At 64.1% G+C, this 16,780-nt stretch carries 15 protein-coding genes and 1 tRNA gene; 5 read left to right on the top strand and 11 right to left on the bottom strand.

Translation table 11 applies throughout. The annotated features are described in order from the left end of the window. Positions 1 to 150 precede the first annotated feature (150 nt). Entirely contained in the window at positions 151 to 1,422 is a 1,272-nt protein-coding gene (lplT, locus tag ACIPHN_RS22850) for a lysophospholipid transporter LplT (protein ID WP_400440595.1), read from the top strand. Between the two features lie 27 nt (positions 1,423 to 1,449). On the opposite strand, the gene ACIPHN_RS22845 is transcribed toward lplT, so the two are convergent. The 4 genes from ACIPHN_RS22845 to tsaB are packed head-to-tail and all read right to left on the bottom strand — an operon-like array spanning position 1,450 to position 4,712. Then, entirely contained in the window at positions 1,450 to 2,493 is a 1,044-nt protein-coding gene (locus ACIPHN_RS22845) for a DUF1853 family protein (RefSeq protein WP_400440592.1), read from the bottom strand. 4 nt (positions 2,494 to 2,497) lie between these two features. Continuing rightward, positions 2,498 to 3,502 carry a uracil-DNA glycosylase family protein gene (locus tag ACIPHN_RS22840; RefSeq protein ID WP_400440590.1) on the bottom strand — a complete coding sequence of 335 codons (1,005 nt, stop codon included), beginning with the start codon at positions 3,500 to 3,502 and terminating at the stop codon, positions 2,498 to 2,500. Continuing rightward, positions 3,499 to 3,996, bottom strand: a complete 498-nt coding sequence (gene rimI / locus ACIPHN_RS22835; protein ID WP_400440587.1) for a ribosomal protein S18-alanine N-acetyltransferase — start codon at positions 3,994 to 3,996, stop codon at positions 3,499 to 3,501. Before rimI ends, ACIPHN_RS22840 begins: the two co-directional genes overlap by 4 nt. Then, positions 3,993 to 4,712 carry a tRNA (adenosine(37)-N6)-threonylcarbamoyltransferase complex dimerization subunit type 1 TsaB gene (gene tsaB, locus ACIPHN_RS22830; protein ID WP_400440585.1) on the bottom strand — a complete coding sequence of 240 codons (720 nt, stop codon included), beginning with the start codon at positions 4,710 to 4,712 and terminating at the stop codon, positions 3,993 to 3,995. Before tsaB ends, rimI begins: the two co-directional genes overlap by 4 nt. 121 nt (positions 4,713 to 4,833) lie before the next feature. Between tsaB and ACIPHN_RS22825 the strand changes: the two genes are divergently transcribed. Beyond that, complete coding sequence (locus tag ACIPHN_RS22825; protein WP_400440583.1) at positions 4,834 to 5,262, top strand: thioredoxin family protein; 429 nt, start codon at positions 4,834 to 4,836, stop codon at positions 5,260 to 5,262. 22 nt (positions 5,263 to 5,284) lie between these two features. On the opposite strand, the gene ACIPHN_RS22820 is transcribed toward ACIPHN_RS22825, so the two are convergent. Further along, positions 5,285 to 6,196, bottom strand: coding sequence for a LysR family transcriptional regulator (locus ACIPHN_RS22820; protein ID WP_400440580.1), 912 nt, complete (start codon positions 6,194 to 6,196; stop codon positions 5,285 to 5,287). Between the two features lie 226 nt (positions 6,197 to 6,422). Here ACIPHN_RS22820 and ACIPHN_RS22815 point away from each other — a divergent pair, with 226 nt between their 5' ends. From ACIPHN_RS22815 to ACIPHN_RS22805, 3 genes are all read left to right on the top strand, one after another. Further along, positions 6,423 to 6,701: a DUF4148 domain-containing protein gene (locus ACIPHN_RS22815; RefSeq protein WP_400440577.1), complete on the top strand. Its 279-nt coding sequence runs from the start codon at positions 6,423 to 6,425 to the stop codon at positions 6,699 to 6,701. A gap of 483 nt (positions 6,702 to 7,184) precedes the next feature. Then, positions 7,185 to 8,438: an aspartate kinase gene (locus ACIPHN_RS22810; protein ID WP_400440574.1), complete on the top strand. Its 1,254-nt coding sequence runs from the start codon at positions 7,185 to 7,187 to the stop codon at positions 8,436 to 8,438. A gap of 143 nt (positions 8,439 to 8,581) precedes the next feature. After that, positions 8,582 to 8,675, top strand: a tRNA-Ser gene (locus ACIPHN_RS22805). Positions 8,676 to 9,017: 342 nt separating this feature from the next. On the opposite strand, the gene gabD is transcribed toward ACIPHN_RS22805, so the two are convergent. The 6 genes from gabD to ACIPHN_RS22775 all read right to left on the bottom strand — a co-directional run bounded on the left by gabD (position 9,018) and on the right by ACIPHN_RS22775 (position 16,764). Then, positions 9,018 to 10,472 (bottom strand): NADP-dependent succinate-semialdehyde dehydrogenase, encoded by a 1,455-nt coding sequence (gene gabD / locus ACIPHN_RS22800; protein ID WP_400440571.1) that lies wholly within the window; start codon positions 10,470 to 10,472, stop codon positions 9,018 to 9,020. Positions 10,473 to 10,485: 13 nt separating this feature from the next. Then, positions 10,486 to 11,898 carry a dihydrolipoyl dehydrogenase gene (gene lpdA, locus ACIPHN_RS22795; RefSeq protein WP_400440568.1) on the bottom strand — a complete coding sequence of 471 codons (1,413 nt, stop codon included), beginning with the start codon at positions 11,896 to 11,898 and terminating at the stop codon, positions 10,486 to 10,488. 8 nt (positions 11,899 to 11,906) lie between these two features. Beyond that, the gene (locus ACIPHN_RS22790; protein WP_400440565.1) at positions 11,907 to 13,163 is read right to left on the bottom strand and encodes a pyruvate dehydrogenase complex dihydrolipoamide acetyltransferase; all 1,257 of its coding nucleotides are present in this window, start codon (positions 13,161 to 13,163) and stop codon (positions 11,907 to 11,909) included. A 1-nt stretch (position 13,164) separates the two neighbouring features. Further along, a complete protein-coding gene (locus ACIPHN_RS22785) occupies positions 13,165 to 13,650 on the bottom strand; it encodes a VOC family protein (protein WP_400440563.1) in 486 nt (161 codons plus the stop codon). Positions 13,651 to 13,668: 18 nt separating this feature from the next. Continuing rightward, a complete protein-coding gene (locus ACIPHN_RS22780) occupies positions 13,669 to 15,867 on the bottom strand; it encodes a thiamine pyrophosphate-dependent enzyme (RefSeq protein WP_400440560.1) in 2,199 nt (732 codons plus the stop codon). A 69-nt stretch (positions 15,868 to 15,936) separates the two neighbouring features. Then, entirely contained in the window at positions 15,937 to 16,764 is an 828-nt protein-coding gene (locus ACIPHN_RS22775) for an SDR family NAD(P)-dependent oxidoreductase (protein ID WP_400440558.1), read from the bottom strand. Between the last annotated feature and the right edge of the window lie 16 nt (positions 16,765 to 16,780).

The following is a 16,780-nucleotide window of genomic DNA, read 5'->3' as shown; positions in this document are numbered from 1 at the left end:
CGAGGTTCGCCCGGAAGTTTTTGCCCAGCGGGGAACAAGCGGGCATTTTACCGGACGAACATCTTCACGGTTTGACTAATATCGCGGAGCGCCGATGGTTTCATGGTATAAAGCTAGCCGGACATCATTTGTTATACATCTTGGACAGGGATGAATCGCGGTTTCTATACCATCATGGCGGCGCAGTTCTTTTCGTCGCTCGCCGATAATGCGCTGCTGATTGCTGCCATCGCCCTTCTTGCCGAAATGCATTCGCCAGCGTGGATGACGCCGCTGCTGAAGCTGTTCTTCGTGCTTTCCTATGTGCTGCTGGCGGCCTTCGTGGGCGCCTTCGCCGACGCCTTCCCGAAGGGCAAGGTCATGTTGATCACCAACATGATCAAGATCGTCGGATGCGCGATGATGTTCTTCACCGTCCACCCCCTGCTGGCCTATGCCGTGGTGGGCTTCGGTGCAGCGGCCTACTCGCCGGCCAAGTACGGCATCCTGACCGAATTGCTCCCCCCCGAGAAACTGGTGGCGGCCAATGGCTGGATCGAGGGGCTCACCGTCGGCTCCATCATCATGGGCACGGTCCTGGGTGGGGCGCTGGTCAATCCGCATGTGTCCTCGGTCATCCTCAGCTTCGACTTCCCGCTCTTCGACCTGCCGGTCGACACCCCTACCGAAGCCGCCCTCTGCATCATTTCTGTCATCTACATCATCGCCGCGCTGTTCAACATCAGCATCCCCGATACCGGCGCCCGCTACGAACACCAGCAACGCAATCCCATCCGCCTGATCGTCGATTTCGCTGGCTGCTTCACCACCCTCTGGAAAGACAAGCTGGGCCAGATCTCGCTGGCGGTGACCACGCTCTTCTGGGGCGCCGGCGCGACCCTGCAGTTCATCGTGCTGAAGTGGGCCGAGAAGTCGCTGCACATGCCGCTGGACAAGGCCGCCATCCTGCAAGGCATCGTGGCCGTAGGTGTGGCGTTGGGGGCCATGGGTGCCGCCCGCTTCGTGCCGCTGAAGAAATCGCTGTCGGTGATGCCACTGGGCATCGTCATGGGCATCGTGGTGATGCTGATGACCACCACCACCTCGGTCTGGGTGGCCTATCCGCTGCTGGTGATCATCGGTGCGCTGTCGGGTTATTTCGTGGTACCGATGAACGCCCTGCTCCAGCACCGCGGCCACGTGCTCATGAGCGCCGGCCATTCGATCGCGGTACAGAACTTCAATGAAAACCTCTCGGTGCTGACCATGCTGGTGCTGTATGCCTTCATGGTGCGCATGAACCTGGATGTGAATACCGTGATCGTCATCTTCGGCTCCTTCGTGGCCGGGATCATGCTGCTGATCATGCGCCGCCACGCCGCCAACCAGCGCGAGCATGACTCGCTGGCGCTGATCGGCGAGGACAAGCATCCCCACCACTGAGCACTGCACGGGTCCGGGCCGGAGCGCTCAAACACCAATGACTGCGTGCCGCACGCTTGACGCGGCACGTTGCTCCCACCCCGGTGGCACGATGAAGCCGCGATCGGTCTCGATCAATTCCGCCTCCACGCCTGGCTCGATCCTGCAACGCGCCACCATCACCGGACTCTCATCGACCAGGAAACCCGGCTCCAGCTTGCCCAGCAATTCATCGAGCGCCAGGCCCCGCCCCACTGGCTCCCGGGCGGGAGCCAGCCAGGCCAGGCGCGGCAGGATCAGGTAGCGGTCTTCTGGCTGGTGCTGCTCCCGCAGGCCCTGGGCGTCGCACCAGAAACCCCGGCAATGATCGCCGGCAATCCCCATGGAGGCGGGTAACGCCATCTGCATGCCCTGACGATAGAACAACCAGCCCTTCACCAGCGCCCCGGCCCAGGTCACCGGGGCCGGCAGCACCGCCGCAGCCGCCGGATGGTGCGAGAGCTGCAATTGCTGCTGCATGATCTTGCGCATCTTGCGACCCAGCGAATCGGCCAGGTTGGGGCCGACGAAGGCATCGGCGTCATTGGCGTCATCGGCTGACCTGGGCTCCAGCAGATAGAACTTGGTAGCGAACTCCCAGTGCACCAGGCTGGTATCGTCCGCACTTTCGGGCGGATGCACCAGGAAATCGAATTCGCCCAGCGTCTCGCGCGTCACCCCCTGGTTGTTGCGCACCTGCAGATTGGCGGCCACCAGCCAGCCCTGCTGCTGCAGGTAGAAGCCCAGCAATTTCTCCGCATAACGCCCCAGCCGGGCCGACGGATTGTGTGCCAGATGCGCCTGCAGCGCCGCATGAAGGACGGGATCCTCTTGCAGGTCGTGCAGCCAGCCTGCCACCTCTGGCGAGATCGCCCCCAGTGTGGCAATGCGTCCTTCCCAGCACGGCGCGTCTGCGGCCATCAGGTCTGGCGCGTAGAGCAGCCAGGCTAGCGCGCGCACATGCGGGTCGCGCAGTGCTGGCCAGCGCCGATGGAAGCGCACCTGGTGACTCTCAGGAATGGCCGCAGGCCCGCCGCCAGTGTCGTGCGTCATGTTCTCAGCGCGGCTGCGCCTGGTAAGTGCTCATCGCCAGGCAGAGATCAGCCCATGCCTTGCTCTTGTCATTGAGCGTACGCAGCAGATAGGCCGGGTGATAGGTCACCACCAGCGGCAGATCCTGGTAGCGATGCACCGTGCCGCGCAGGCGCGACACCGGCGTGCTCGGATCCAGTCCCAGCAGCGCGAGGGCCGCAGTCTTGCCCAGTGCGACCAGCACGGTAGGCTGAATCAGGGCGATCTGGCGCTGCAGATAAGGCAGGCAGGCCGCCACTTCCTGGGGCGACGGCGGACGATCGCGACCGTTCTCGTCGGTCGGACGGCATTTGACGATATTGGCGATATAGGCGTTGTCGCCCCGCTTGACGCCCATGGCGGCGAGCATGTTGTCGAGCAGCTTGCCGGCCGGACCGACAAAGGGCTCGCCCTGCATGTCCTCGTTGCGGCCCGGGCCTTCGCCGATGAAGAGCCATTTGGCCTTCTCGTCGCCAACGCCAAAGACCGTGTTCTTGCGCCCCTGACACAGCCCGCAGCGGCGGCAATCAGCCACCTGCTGCTTCAGGGCCGGCCAATCCATGGCCGCCACCCGGGCGATGACGGGATCGACCGCCAGGGCTTCGTCTTCGTCCTCGCTGTCGGGGATGGGCATAGTCTCCATGGAGGCCGCGAAATCCATCTCGTCCAGCCAGGACGGCGGGCCACCGTCGTCCTCGATCGGTGCGGTGCGGCGCGGCGGTACAGCCACCGGAGCCGCAGCGGGCCGGGGTGTCGGTGCGGGAGCAGGCAAGGTGGCTGCCGCCGGTGCGGCCTGAGTGACTGGCTCGTTCACGCTGGCCACTGCCGGCTGGGACTCGACAACCTCGACCACACTGTTCTCGATCGTGGCCGCAGCCACGACCTCTTCCACGGCCAGCTCGCGCCGCACCCACACCGGGCCGATGCCCAGGGCATCGAGCAGGGCCAGCGAGGAGCCGAAGCCGCCTTCCTGTTTCAATTCTTCACTCATAACGGCATGCTCATGACGATGGCCCCTTCACGGGACTGGTTGGCAGCGGGATAGTAGTTCTTGCGCCGGCCGATCTCGGCAAATCCATAGTGGCGATAGACCTTGGCCGCATGCGCATTGGACTCGCGCACTTCCAGCAACATGGTCTGCATATGGTGCTGGCGCGCCACGGCGGTGGCCTGGTCCAGCAGCAGCCGGCCCAGTCCCTTGTGCTGATGGACCTGGGCCACGCTGATATTGAGCAAGTGCGCCTCATCCACGGCCAGCATGACCAGGAAATACCCCAGCAACTGCCCGCCCGCATCACGCAGGGTCTGGGCCTGGTAGCCGCTATAGAGCGAATCCTGGAAATTGCCGCGCGTCCAGGGATGCGAGTAGACGGCCTCTTCGATCTCGACCACGGCATCCAGATCGGCCTGTGCCAGGGCGGCGAACTGCAGGGTGCCATAGCCGGCGTGGATGACTTCCCGCGCCGGCAGGACCAGGGTATTCATGCCGCGCCCTTGGCCGCGTCACGCAATTCGCGCTCCGCCGTGGTCAGGGCGACCTTGTTGCGCAGGTAGAACGGTTGCGCCTGCTCTGCCGGCAGCGCCTGGCCCTGGGCAAAATAGACCTGCCCCAGCGTGGCGACGTGACGTGCATGCGGCATGCATTCGGGATAGGTGGCCGCGAACTGGCTGGCGCAGAACTCCGCCGTGAAATCACTGGCATAGACCGTCAGTCCGTTGCCACAGGCCAGCGGATGACCCTCGGCACGCACCTCGGCAGCGGCCGACAGGGCCGGCTCGGCCAGCACATCCCAGGCACCGTCGGCGCGGGCGCGATAGCGCGCCCAATAGACTTCGCCCATGCGGGCATCCAGGATGGCCAGCACTTCGCTGGCCTGCGGCACCTGCGCGCGCACGGCCTGGGCCGCTGCTGCCAGCGTCACCACCGGCACCACCGGCCGGTCGATGCCGAAGGCCAGGCCCTGCACCACCCCGCAAGCGGTACGCACGCCGGTAAAGGAACCCGGACCAACGCCGAAGGCCAGCGCATCGCAACGCGACAGCGCCAGCCCGGCCTCGGCCAGCAGTTGCTGGATCATGGGAAGAATGGCATCGGAGTGCGTCTGGGCACCGGCCGACTGGCGCGACAGGAGCTCGCCGTGATGCAGCAGCGCTGCCGATGCGAGCTCGGTAGAAGTTTCAATGGCAAGAATCGTGGACATCCCGCTATTTTACCGTGAGGCGGGCAATTCTTCGGCGTCCCGTCCATGAGAACGAAATGATGCGGGCTTGCCTGCGCCAGCGCAAAACCCCTGCCGCTGAAGCGAGTAAAATAGCCACGCCATGTCTTACCAGATACTTGACCAAAACAACCGCCGCCCCCTCGCCGAGGCACTTCGCAATGACACCTGGGTCATCGCCTGCCTGTGCGCGAACTGGTGCGGCAGCTGCCGTGAATACGATGCGGCCTTCCGCGCCTGGGCTGAACGCTATCCCCAGCACCATTTCGTCTGGATCGACATCGAAGACCAGGCCGACCTGGTAGGCGACCTCGACATCGACAACTTCCCCACCCTGCTCATCGAACGCGGTGCCACGGTCGCCTTCTTCGGCCCGATGGAACCCGACACCCGCCTGGCCGAACGCATCCTGCTGGCGCAGATGGACAAGAGCGACAGCGAGCTCCAGCGCGAGGCCATCAGTACGGCCGAGCGCCGTCAGTGGCAGCAGGAATGCAGCCTGCTGGAGAAGCTGGCCGACGTCATCGGATAAGGCCGGGCAGGGCCGGGCCGGATCAGACCAGCCAGGGATCGGTTTCCGGATGCGGAAAGCGCGCGCTGACGAACTCGGCGAAACTGCGCACCTTGGCCGAGAGCAGGCGGCGGCTGGGGTAGACCATCGACATCACCACCTGGCCCATATCGAAATCCGGCAACACCTGCACCAGCTTGCCGCAGCGCAGGTCATCTCCCAATGTGTACGAGGGCCGCAAGGCAATGCCCATGCCGGCCAGCGCCAGCTCGCGCAGCAGCACCCCGCTGTTGGAGACGATCTTGCTGACGATGGGCACATCCATCACACCATTGGGGGTGTTGACGTGCCAGTGATGACGCAGGTACTCGTGGGAGAAATTCAGGCAACTGTGGCGCGACAGGTCTTCCGGCTGTTCGGGCGCTCCCGTCCGGGCCAGGTAGTCCGGCGATGCGCACAGGATCACATGCGCCACACCCAGCTGGCGCACGATCATGCTGGCATCGAACTTCTGCATGCTGTTGAAGAAACCGATATCGATGCCCTCCTCCACCAGGTCGATGGACCGGTCCGAGAGCCGCACATCCAGCGTCACATCGGGATAGGCCTGCGAATAGCCCGACAGGATATCGCCCATCTGTGACTGCCCGAACCCGGCATTGGAATAGATCGCCAGCGTCCCGGCGGGCCGCTTGGTCTCCATCGATACCAGGGCCTCGGCATCGTCGACTTCGGCCAGGATCAGCCGTACCCGCTCCAGATAGGCCTGCCCGGCCTCGGTCAGCGACAGGCGCCGGGTCGAGCGGTTCAGCAGGCGCGTGCCCAGGTGGGCTTCCAGGTCCGCAATGAAGCGGGTGGTGACGGCATTGGAAATCTCCAGGATTTCAGCCGCCCGGACAAAGCTGCCCTGCTCGACCACCTTGGCGAAGACCCGCATTGATTGCAAGCGATCCATTTTTCAAGTCCCTGATTGTTCCAAAAAGAGAAATAGTCCATTCCGATTAGACCCATTTTTCTTTCGCTTGGCAATATTTACACTGCAGTCATCGGTTGGCGCAGTGCAATAAGGCGACAACCGGTTCCGCCGGGAGCCCCTGAGCAGACGAGCCCACAAGGAGCGCCATGCCTCACCGGCCCGACGGAGCAAACTCAACTTACCAGACAAAACATAGGACAAGATCATGAACATCAAGAATATCGTCGTTGCCGCTTCCCTGCTAGCCGCTGCTGGCGCCGCCCTGGCCGAGGCACCGTATCCCCCGGAAACCCCGTTCCATTCGACCCAGACCCGCGCTGACGTCAAGGCTGAACTGCAACGTGCCCGTGCCAACGGTGAAATCGCTTCGCGCAACGAATACCCCATCGTGCGTCAACCCGTTTCGCACCTGAGCCGCGCCCAGGTGCAAGAGCAAGTGCAGCAAGCCAGCGGCAAGCAAGATTCGCTCTACAGCGGCGCCTGATCGGCCGCGGCCAGCATTGTGCCGAGCCAGCGTTCCGCCTAAGGCGCCAGAACCGCCCGGCTGCAGTGCCAGCCTCCAGTAGCATGTTGTAGCGCCTCACCGGCGCACCCGCAGTACCGCAGTCGCCAGTACCGCAGCACCACCTGCCATGTCGCCCCTCCCGCATCAATGCAATGAAGACGGCGCATGACAGTTGGTGCCCCTCCTCCCCGCCGCCCATCTCCCCCGCTCGCCTTTTCTCGCCAGACCACGCAAATCTGCAAGCATTTCGCATTCCCACGCCATGGGTGCAAGAAGAAATGCATACAAGCCCTCTTCACCGACCATTTTTGCTGCATCGCGCCATGCAAAATCCCGCGGAAACGCCCGGAATTTCAAGCTTTTCCTTGAGATTTTGGCGCACCGCATGTAGAGTCAAGGGTTTGTTCCTTCCGGCCTAGCTAGCGATTGTTGGTCAAAGTCGGGCCACACTTTTTTATCCCTATGGCTTTATACGTTCACAAATACGGCGGCACCTCGATGGGCTCGATCGAGCGCATCCAGAATGTCGCAAAGCGCGTTGCCAAATGGCACGACGCAGGCCATCAGATCGTCGTCGTGCCCTCGGCGATGTCTGGTGAAACCAACCGCCTGCTGGGCATGGCCAAGGAAATCATGGCCCAGCCCGACGGTCGCGAACTGGACATGCTGGCCTCCACCGGCGAGCAGGTGTCGGTGGCCCTGCTGGCCATCGCCCTGCAGGCGCTGGGCAAGCAGGCCGTGTCCTATGCCGGCTGGCAAGTGCCGATCAAGACCGACTCCGCCTTCACCAAGGCGCGCATCCGCTCCATCGATGATGCCAAGGTGCGCAAGGATCTGAACGCTGGCAAGGTCGTCATCATCACCGGCTTCCAGGGCGTGGACGCCGACGGCAACCTCACCACCCTGGGCCGTGGCGGCTCCGACACCTCGGCAGTGGCCGTGGCAGCGGCCATCAAGGCGGCAGAATGCCTGATCTATACCGACGTCGACGGCGTCTACACCACCGACCCGCGCGTGGTCAGCGACGCCCGTCGCCTCAAGACCGTGACCTTCGAGGAAATGCTGGAAATGGCATCCTTGGGTTCCAAGGTCCTGCAGATCCGCTCGGTGGAATTCGCTGGCAACTATAAGATGCCGACCCGCGTGCTGTCCTCGCTGACCGACCCGCTCACGCCGCTGGCCGAAGAAGCCGCCTCCGGCACCCTGATTTCGTTTGAGGAAGACAAGAACATGGAACAAGCAACCATTACCGGCATCGCATTCAGCCGTGACGAAGCCAAGATCACCGTGCTGGGCGTGCCGGATCGTCCGGGCATCGCCTACCAGATCCTGGGCCCTGTGGCCGACGCCAACATCGAAGTGGACATGATCATCCAGAACCAGTCGGTGGAAGGCAAGACCGACTTCACCTTCACGGTCCCGCGCGGCGAATACGCCAAGGCTGTGGAAGTGTTGAACAGCAGCGTCAAGGCGCACATCGGCGCAGCCGCCATCAACGGCGACACCAAGGTCTCCAAGGTCTCGGTGGTGGGCGTGGGCATGCGCAGCCACGTGGGCATCGCATCGCAGATGTTCCGCACCCTGTCCGAAGAAGGCGTCAACATCCAGATGATCTCCACCTCGGAAATCAAGATCTCGGTGCTGATCGACGAAAAGTACATGGAACTGGCCGTACGCGCCCTGCACAAGGCTTTTGACCTGGACAGCGCCAAGTAAGCAAGCAAGAAAGCGCACGCCATCAGCAAGACAAGTATCGGTTAAAAAAGAGTGATTATTTGCAAGACTCCTGTTGACCGAATGCAAATGAGAAGATATTATCTCGGTCTTCGCTGAGGCAACGCAGTAACAGCCTACAGTGTGGAGACGTGGCCGAGTGGTCGAAGGCACTTCCCTGCTAAGGAAGCATATGGGCTTAAACCTGTATCGAGGGTTCGAATCCCTCCGTCTCCGCCAAAAACATTGATAAAACGGGCCTTCGCGGCCCGTTTTTCATTTCTACCCATAAGACAACCTATGAATTATGGCCGGCTCAACTGGGTCGCTGTAGGCGTCAATTGGTAAGAGCGTCGTTTGTGCCGATATCTCAGTAACTGATTTTTTTGCAACTGCATAAAGTGCGCAGGTTCCGCTGGGTCATTACATCCTTTCAGTGCTCCCTCCGCAAAGTCAAATAGAAAGGCTGAGTTCTGCACAATGCAGAACTCAGCCTTTTATTTAAAGCCCAGCTGCCCATTGGCTTTCAGCCAACGGCCCTCTATTCTTGATACAGATTTCTTCTACATTTGGATCAAGATACTAGATACCTCCCATGCAGAGGTACTTCACCACCATATAGTCATCTAGTCCGTAATGAGACCCTTCCCGTCCCAGGCCTGATTGCTTCACGCCCCCAAATGGCGCCACTTCATTGGAAATGAGCCCGGTGTTGATACCAACCATGCCATATTCCAAGCCTTCCGCTACACGCCAAACACGACCGATGTCTCGAGTATAAAAGTAACTGGCTAATCCAAACTCGGTATCATTGGCCAATCCAACAACTTCCTCATCGGAATAGAAGCGGAACAGCGGGGCCAAGGGACCGAATGTCTCCTCCTTGGCTACCAACATATCAGCACGGGCCTCACGCACAATCGTCGGCTCAAAGAAGGTATGCCCCAATGCGTGACGTTTCCCCCCGGAGATCACCTGTCCGCCCTTGGACAAGACATCAGCAATGTGCTCTTCTATTTTTGCTACGGCAGCCTCATCAATTAACGGCCCTTGAGTGACACCATCGTCCATACCGTCGCCCACCTTGAGTTTGGCCACAGCCGCAGTCAACTTCTGCGCAAAATCATCATAGACACCATCTTGTACGTAGATACGGTTTGCGCACACGCAGGTTTGGCCGGTGTTACGGAATTTGCTAGCGATGGCCCCCTCTACTGCTGCGTCCAAATCGGCGTCGTCGAAGACGATAAACGGCGCATTGCCCCCCAACTCCATTGATATTTTCTTGATCGTATTAGCACTTTGCGCCATCAACAGGCGACCCACCTCAGTCGATCCCGTAAACGATAGCTTACGCACCAACGGATTGGCAGTCATTTCCCCGCCGATTGCCGTGGCTGATCCGGTGATGACTGAGAATACCCCTCGCGGCACGCCCGCCTGGCGAGCCAGCTCAGCCAATGCCAAAGCTGAATATGGCGTTTGTGTCGCGGGCTTGACCACAATGGGGCAGCCGGCCGCCAATGCAGCTCCCACCTTGCGCGTAATCATTGCTGCCGGAAAATTCCAGGGGGTGATCGCGGCGCAGACGCCTACTGGCTCCTTGATCACCACAATGCGGCGATCCCGTGCAGGCCCGGGAATGGTGTCTCCGTAGGCACGCTTGGCCTCCTCACCAAACCATTCAAGGTACGCAGCGGCGTAAGCGATCTCACCACGCGACTCGGCCAAAGGCTTCCCCTGCTCGGCCGTCATGATGCGCGCCAAATCGTCAGTGTGAGCGACCATGAGATCGAACCAGCGACGTAGAATCCCGGCCCGCTCCTTGGCGGTTTTTTGCTTCCAAGCGGGCCAGGCGGCGTTAGCAGCATCGATGGCGCGTGCTGTTTCTTTCTCGCCCATCTTGGGGATGGTGCCGATAGTCTCGCCGGTGGCGGGATTGGTGACGGCAATGGTGGTGCCATCCAGTGCATCGCTCCATTCGCCATCGATAAAACACTGCTGACGCAGCAAATTAGGTTGATCAAGTTTCAGCACAATACTCCTCCGTTTAAATATGTAGCGCGCGCTCGTAGGCCACCAGCACTGCCTCGTGCATCACTTCGGATTGGGTCGGGTGCGGGAAGACGGTGGCCATCAGTTCGGCCTCGGTGCTTTCCAGCTCGCGCGCCACGGCATAGCCCTGGATCATCTCGGTGACTTCTTCGCCGACCATGTGGGCGCCGAGCAGCTCGCCGCTGGCCTCGTCGAACACCACCTTGGCGAAGCCACCGGTGGCGCCCAGCGCGATCGCCTTGCCGTTGACCGCGAACGGGAACTTGCCCACCCGGATCTTGCGGCCGGTCTGGCGCGCCGCCGCCTCGGTCAGGCCGACGCTGGCGACCTGCGGATGGCTGTAGGTGCAGGCGGCGATCTTGGAGGCGTCCAGCGCGTGCGGGTGCAGGCCAGCGATCTTCTCGACGCAGGCCACGCCTTCGTGGCTGGCCTTGTGCGCCAGCCAGGGTGGGCCGGCGACGTCGCCGATGGCGTACACGCCGGGCTCACCAGTGGCGCCAAAGGCGTCGGTCACGATGTGGGTGCGCTCGACCTTCGCGGCCGTGCCTTCCAGCCCCAGCTCCTCGACGTTGCCGACGATGCCGGCAGCCACCAGCACGACGTCGGCCACCAGGGTTTCCTGGTGCTTGCCGTCGAGCGTGATGTGCCACTCGTTGCCTTCGCCGGCGCGGCGCTTGGCGGTGGCGGCGATGCGCGAGCCGGTGTAGAGCCGCATGCCTTCCTTGCGCAGGGCGTCGGCGACGTGGGCGCTGATGTCTTCGTCTTCTACCGGCAGGATGCGCTCGGCCATTTCGACCACGCTGACTTCCGCGCCCAGGGCGCGATAGAAGCTGGCGAACTCGATGCCGATGGCGCCGGCGCCGATCACCAGCAGGCGGCGCGGCGCCTGGCGCGGCACCAGCGCTTCACGATACGACCACACGCTGTCGCCGTCTGGCACGAGGCCAGGCAGCATGCGGGCGCGGGCGCCGGTGGCGAGGATGATGTTCTTCGCCGAGAGCTGCGACTTGCCGTCCGCGCCCCGCACTTCCAGCCTGCCGCGCCCAGCCAGGCGCGCGGTGCCGTTGACGACCGTGATCTTGTTCTTCTTCATCAGGTAGTCGACGCCCTTGTTCAGCTGCGCCGCCACCGCGCGCGAACGCGCCACCATGGCGGGCAGGTCGGCGCTGGGCTGGCCCACTTGCACACCGAACTTGGCGGCCTCGCGCACCAGCCGCAAGACGTCGGCCGAACGCAGCAGCGCCTTGGTCGGGATGCAGCCCCAGTTCAGGCAGACGCCGCCCAGTTGGGCCTTCTCCACCAGCACCGTCTTCATGCCCAGCTGCGCCGCACGGATCGCGGCGACGTAGCCGCCGGGACCGCCGCCGACCACGGCCAGGTCGTACTCACTCTGCTCTAGTTTGCTCACGGCTCACCTCAGATCAATGCGCTCAGCGGGTTTTCGATGCAGCGCTGGAAAGCCGCCAGCCACTGCGCGGCCAGCGCGCCATCGACGGCGCGGTGGTCCACCGACAGCGTGACCTTCATCACCTGCGCCACGGCCAGTTGGCCATCCACCACGGCCGGCTGCTGCAAGGTGGCGCCCACAGCCAGGATGGCGGCCTGCGGCGGGTTGATGATGGCCGAGAACTCGCGCACGCCGAACATGCCCAGGTTGCTGACGGTGAAGCTGCCGCCCTGGTATTGCTCGGGTGCTAGGGAGCCGTCGCGGGCGCGCGCGGCAAGGCTGGCGATCTCGGCGCTGATGGCCGAGAGCGTCTTGCCGCCGGCGCCGCGCACCACCGGCGTGATCAAGCCGCCCTCGGTGGACACTGCCACCGAGATGTCGGCCTGGGCGTACTTGCGCAGCGCGCTGTCGGTCCAGCTGACGTTCATCTCCGGCACGGCTTGCAGCGCCACGGCCACGGCCTTGACGATGAAGTCGTTGACCGAGATCTTGCGCGCGGCGGCGGCGTTGATCTCGGCGCGCAGGGCCAGCAGCTTGTCCATGCGGCAATCGGCGCTGAGATAGAAATGAGGGATGCTGGACTTGCTCTCGGTGAGGCGGCGCGCGATGGTCTTGCGCATGCCGCTGTGCGGGATTTCGATGAAGGGTGATCCCACCTCCGGCGCGGACTGGGTTGGCGCTGCCGAAGCTGCTGGCAATGCGGTGGAAACTGGACGCCCAGCCGCTTCGACGTCGCGCCGCACGATGCGGCCGTGCGGGCCGCTGCCCTTGATCTTCTCCAGCGCCAGGCCACGCTCTTGCGCCAGACGGCGCGCCAGCGGGCTGGCAAAGATGCGGCCGCCGGTGTTGGTAGACGAAGGTGCTGGCGCGGCAGGCGCAGTCACGGCTGCCGGTGCGGCCTCGGCAGGCGCTGCGACCGGCGCGGCATCTGCCACGCTTGCCACACCCGCCGCCGCCAGCAAGGCGGCGATATCGACATCCTTCTCGCCGGCCTCGAACAGCACCGCGATGGGCGCGCCTACTTCCACATCCTTGCCGGCCGGCGCCAGGATCTTCCCCAGCACGCCGCTGGTGTCGGCGTCGTATTCGATGACGGCCTTGTCGGTCTCGATCTCAGCCAGGCATTCGCCGGCCTTGATCGCCTCGCCCTCGGCCTTGGACCACTGGACGATCACCGCCGAGGTGGCGTTGGCGGCGATCTCGGGCATCTTGATCAGCTTGGCCATCTCAGTTCCCCGCTTTCTTGAGGTCGGGGCGGTAGGCGCCGATGTCGCTGTACTCCACTAGCTCCAGCACATTGCCCTCGGGGTCACGGCAGAACGCCAGGTACACGCCGGGGCGCGCTTCCACGCGACGCTCGCCGGTCATGAAGTGAATGCCGGCAGCCAGCAGCTTGGCGATGGCGGCGTCGATATCGGCCACGATGAAGGTCAGGTAGGCGGCGTTGGGGCGGTCCAGGATGTAGGCCGGCGCAACCTGCGCCGGCGGCGGGGTGTGCGGGGCCAGCAGCTTGACGCGCTCGCCGTAGGGTGTCTGCAGGCGCACCACGGTGTAGCCGTCGGCCGAGAGGCCGGAAGGCGCCGACTTCTCGGCCGATACCGTGATCTCGCTCACGAAGCTGAAGCCCATGGTGGTTTCGTAGAAGCGGCGCAGCGCCGGCAGGTCGCGGCAGGCGATGCCCACTTCCAGCGGGACGATCATGTTGATGCTCATGGCAATTCCTTTCGTTGTTCAGGCCGCGCCGGGGGCGGCGCCCTTATCGCGCATCGCCTGCTGCAGGCCGGCAACCGTTTCTTCCGTGCGCGCGGCGGCCGCGCGCTCCAGCACCTTGGAGATGCTGGGCGATGCTTCGCCGCCGGTGACGCGCTGCACCGGCTGGTCCAGCCAGTCGAAGTAGCGGCGCTGGATCTCGTCGGCCAGCCAGCCGCCGTAAGAGGTGCCCTGGGCGCCCTGCTCCACGATCACCACGTTGTTGGTCTTGCGGATGCTCTGGCCGATGGTGTCCCAGTCGATGCTGGCACGGTCCAGCCAGCGCAGGTCGACCACTTCGGCGTCGATGCCGGTCTGCTGCACGGCTTCCAGTGAATGCGCCACCATCGAGAGGTAGGTCAGCACGGTCAGCTCCTGGCCCTGGCGGCGTACGGCGGCGCGGCCGAACGGGGTCTGGTAGTCGAAGTCGTCCACCGGCGCCGTGCCGGTGCTGTTGTAGAGGTCTACGTGTTCGATCACCAGCACCGGATCCTTCAGGGCCAGCGCGGCGTTCATCAGGCCCACGTAGTCGAACGGGGTGGACGGCGCGACGATGCGCCAGCCGGGGCTGGTGGCGAAGATGCCGGCCGGGTCCATCGAGTGCTGCGAGCCGTAGCCGGTGCCCATCGCCACCTTGGTGCGCAGCACGAAGGGCACTTCGATGTCGCCGCCGAACATGTGGCGCGCCTTGCCGATCTGGTTGAACACCTGGTCGGCCGCGACCCACATGAAGTCGGGGTACATGAACTCCACCACCGGACGGAAGCGGCCGTCCATGGCGATGCCGCCGCCCAGGCCGCAGAAGGCGTTCTCGCTGATGGGTGTGCCCAGGGTGCGTTCGGGGTACTTGTCCTTGAGGCCGCGGGTGGCGCCGTTGGTGCCGCCCTTCAGGCGGTGCACGTCTTCACCCATCACCACCACGCGCTCGTCCACGGCCATGCGGCGGTCCATCACATCGGCCACCACGTCGATGAACTTGCGCTGCTCCAGCTTGCCGCCGAAGCCCTGCTCTTCCTCGGTGCGCGCGCCTTGCAGTTCGGAGAGATCACCACGCACGCCGACGTCGCGGAAGTCGGGGCTGGGCCACAGTTCAGGGCGGATGCGCTTCTTGCCGGCCTTGCCCGGATCGGCTTCGGTCAGCGCCGCCACGGCGCGCGCCATGGAGTCCTTGATGCGGGTGCGCAAGGCCAGGATGCCGGTCTCGTCGATCAGGCCGCGCCGCTGCATGCGCGCACCCAGCAGGTCCAGCGGGTCGCGCTGGCGCCAGGATTGTTCTTCCTCGCGGCTGCGGTAACCGAAGGCGCTGCCGGGGAAGCCGCCGTTCTGGTGGAAGAAGCGGTAGACGTCGGCCTCGATGATGGTGGGCCCCTTACCGGCGCGCATGTGTGCCAGCGCCTCGCTCATGGCCAGGTGCACCGCCAGCGGATCCATGCCGTTGACCTTCCAGCTGGGGATGTTGAAGGCGGCGCCGCGCGCCGACAGGCGCGGTTCGGCCGTAGCTTCGTCGACGGTGGTGGAAACGGCGTAACCGTTGTTCTCGATGAAGAAGCACAGCGGCAGCTTCCAGGCCGCGGCGATGTTCATGGTTTCCAGCACCGAGCCGATGTTGACGGCGCCGTCGCCGAAGTAGGTCACGGCCACGTTCTCGGTGCCGGCATGCTTGTGCGCCCAGGCGGCGCCGGCCGCCAGCGGCACGCCGCCGCCGACGATGGCGTTGGTGCCCAGCACGCCTGCCTCTTGCCAGCGCAGGTGCATGGAACCGCCGCGGCCCTGGCAGAAGCCCTGGGCCAGGCCGAGGATCTCGGCCAGGGTACGCTGCAGCAGTTGCTCGATCTCGGGCGTCAGTTCGGCGCCGGGATGGATGCCGCCGGGGGTCAGGTAGCCCAGCGCCTTGGACAGGAACTGGTGGTGGCCGCGGTGCGAGCCGTTGACCTGGTCGGCCGCCAGCAGCGGCACGATGGAACCGGCAGCGCCGCCTTCCTGTCCGACGCTGGAGTGGGCCGGGCCGTGCACCAGGCCATCCATGGCCAGTTCCAGCACGGTCTCTTCGAACGCGCGGATGAGGTGCATGTGGGACAGGAGCGTACCCAGCAGCGCCGGGTCGGCGGCTGCCCAGTCGGCGTCGGTGGTGCGCAGTTCGACCCAGGGTGCGGCTGGGGCGAGTGCAATGTGGTCTGACATGAGATCAATCTCCAAAGAAGAAATGGGTTCTGGCACCGGCCGTGCGAGCAGCACAGCCGGCGCGAAGGATCAAACGTAGCTATAGGCCGACCAGCCGCCATCGGCGACGACCGCCTGGCCGTTGATGAAGGCCGCGTGTTCGGAGGCCAGGAACAAGGCCAACGTGGCGATCTCATGCGGTTGGCCGAGGCGCCGCGCGGGAGTTCTGCGGGTCAGTGCGTCGAGGTCCATGCGGCCGCTCTGCACCAGTTCTTCCACCAGCGCGGTGCGCACGTAGCCGGGCGCCAGCGCGTTCACGCGCAAGCCCTGCGGCGCCCACTCCACTGCCATCACCTTGGTCAGCATCACCACCGCCGCCTTGCTGGCGCAGTAGGCGGCGCGCTCGGGCGCGGCCACGGTGCCGTACATGGATGCGGTGTTGAGGATCACGCCGCCCCCCTGCGCCACCATGCGGCGGCCGACGGCCTGGGCACAGTAGAAAACGCCGTTGAGGTTGATGTCGATGGCGCGGCGCCATTGTTCCGGCGCCAGTTCCAGCGTGGGTTTGTTGGCCGAGATGCCGGCGTTGTTCAGGAGTACGTCGATACGGCCGAAGCGCGCGTGGGCGGCGGCTACGGCCATCTCCACCGCGACGTCGTCGACGATCGAGGCCACGTGGCATTCGACCTCGACCTGCGGGAAGGTGCGGTGCAGCTCGGCGCGGGCCGCCTCCAGCGAGGCGTCGTTGATGTCCAGCAGCGCCAAGTGGGCGCCGTTGGCGGCGAAGGCGTCGGCCATGGCGCGGCCGATGCCGCTGCCGGCGCCGGTGATGAAGACGACCTGGCCGGCCAGGTCGGGGAACTGCTTGTATTTGGCGCTGGCATGCAATGCGTGCGCGTCGATCTCTTGGTCGCTCATGGTGTCTTTTCTCGGT

This window comes from Herbaspirillum sp. NPDC087042 (assembly GCF_044745245.1).
Taxonomy (GTDB): Bacteria; Pseudomonadota; Gammaproteobacteria; order Burkholderiales; family Burkholderiaceae_D; genus Herbaspirillum.
Note: the sequence above shows the minus strand (reverse complement) of the source record. Positions and strands in the feature narration are given on the sequence as shown.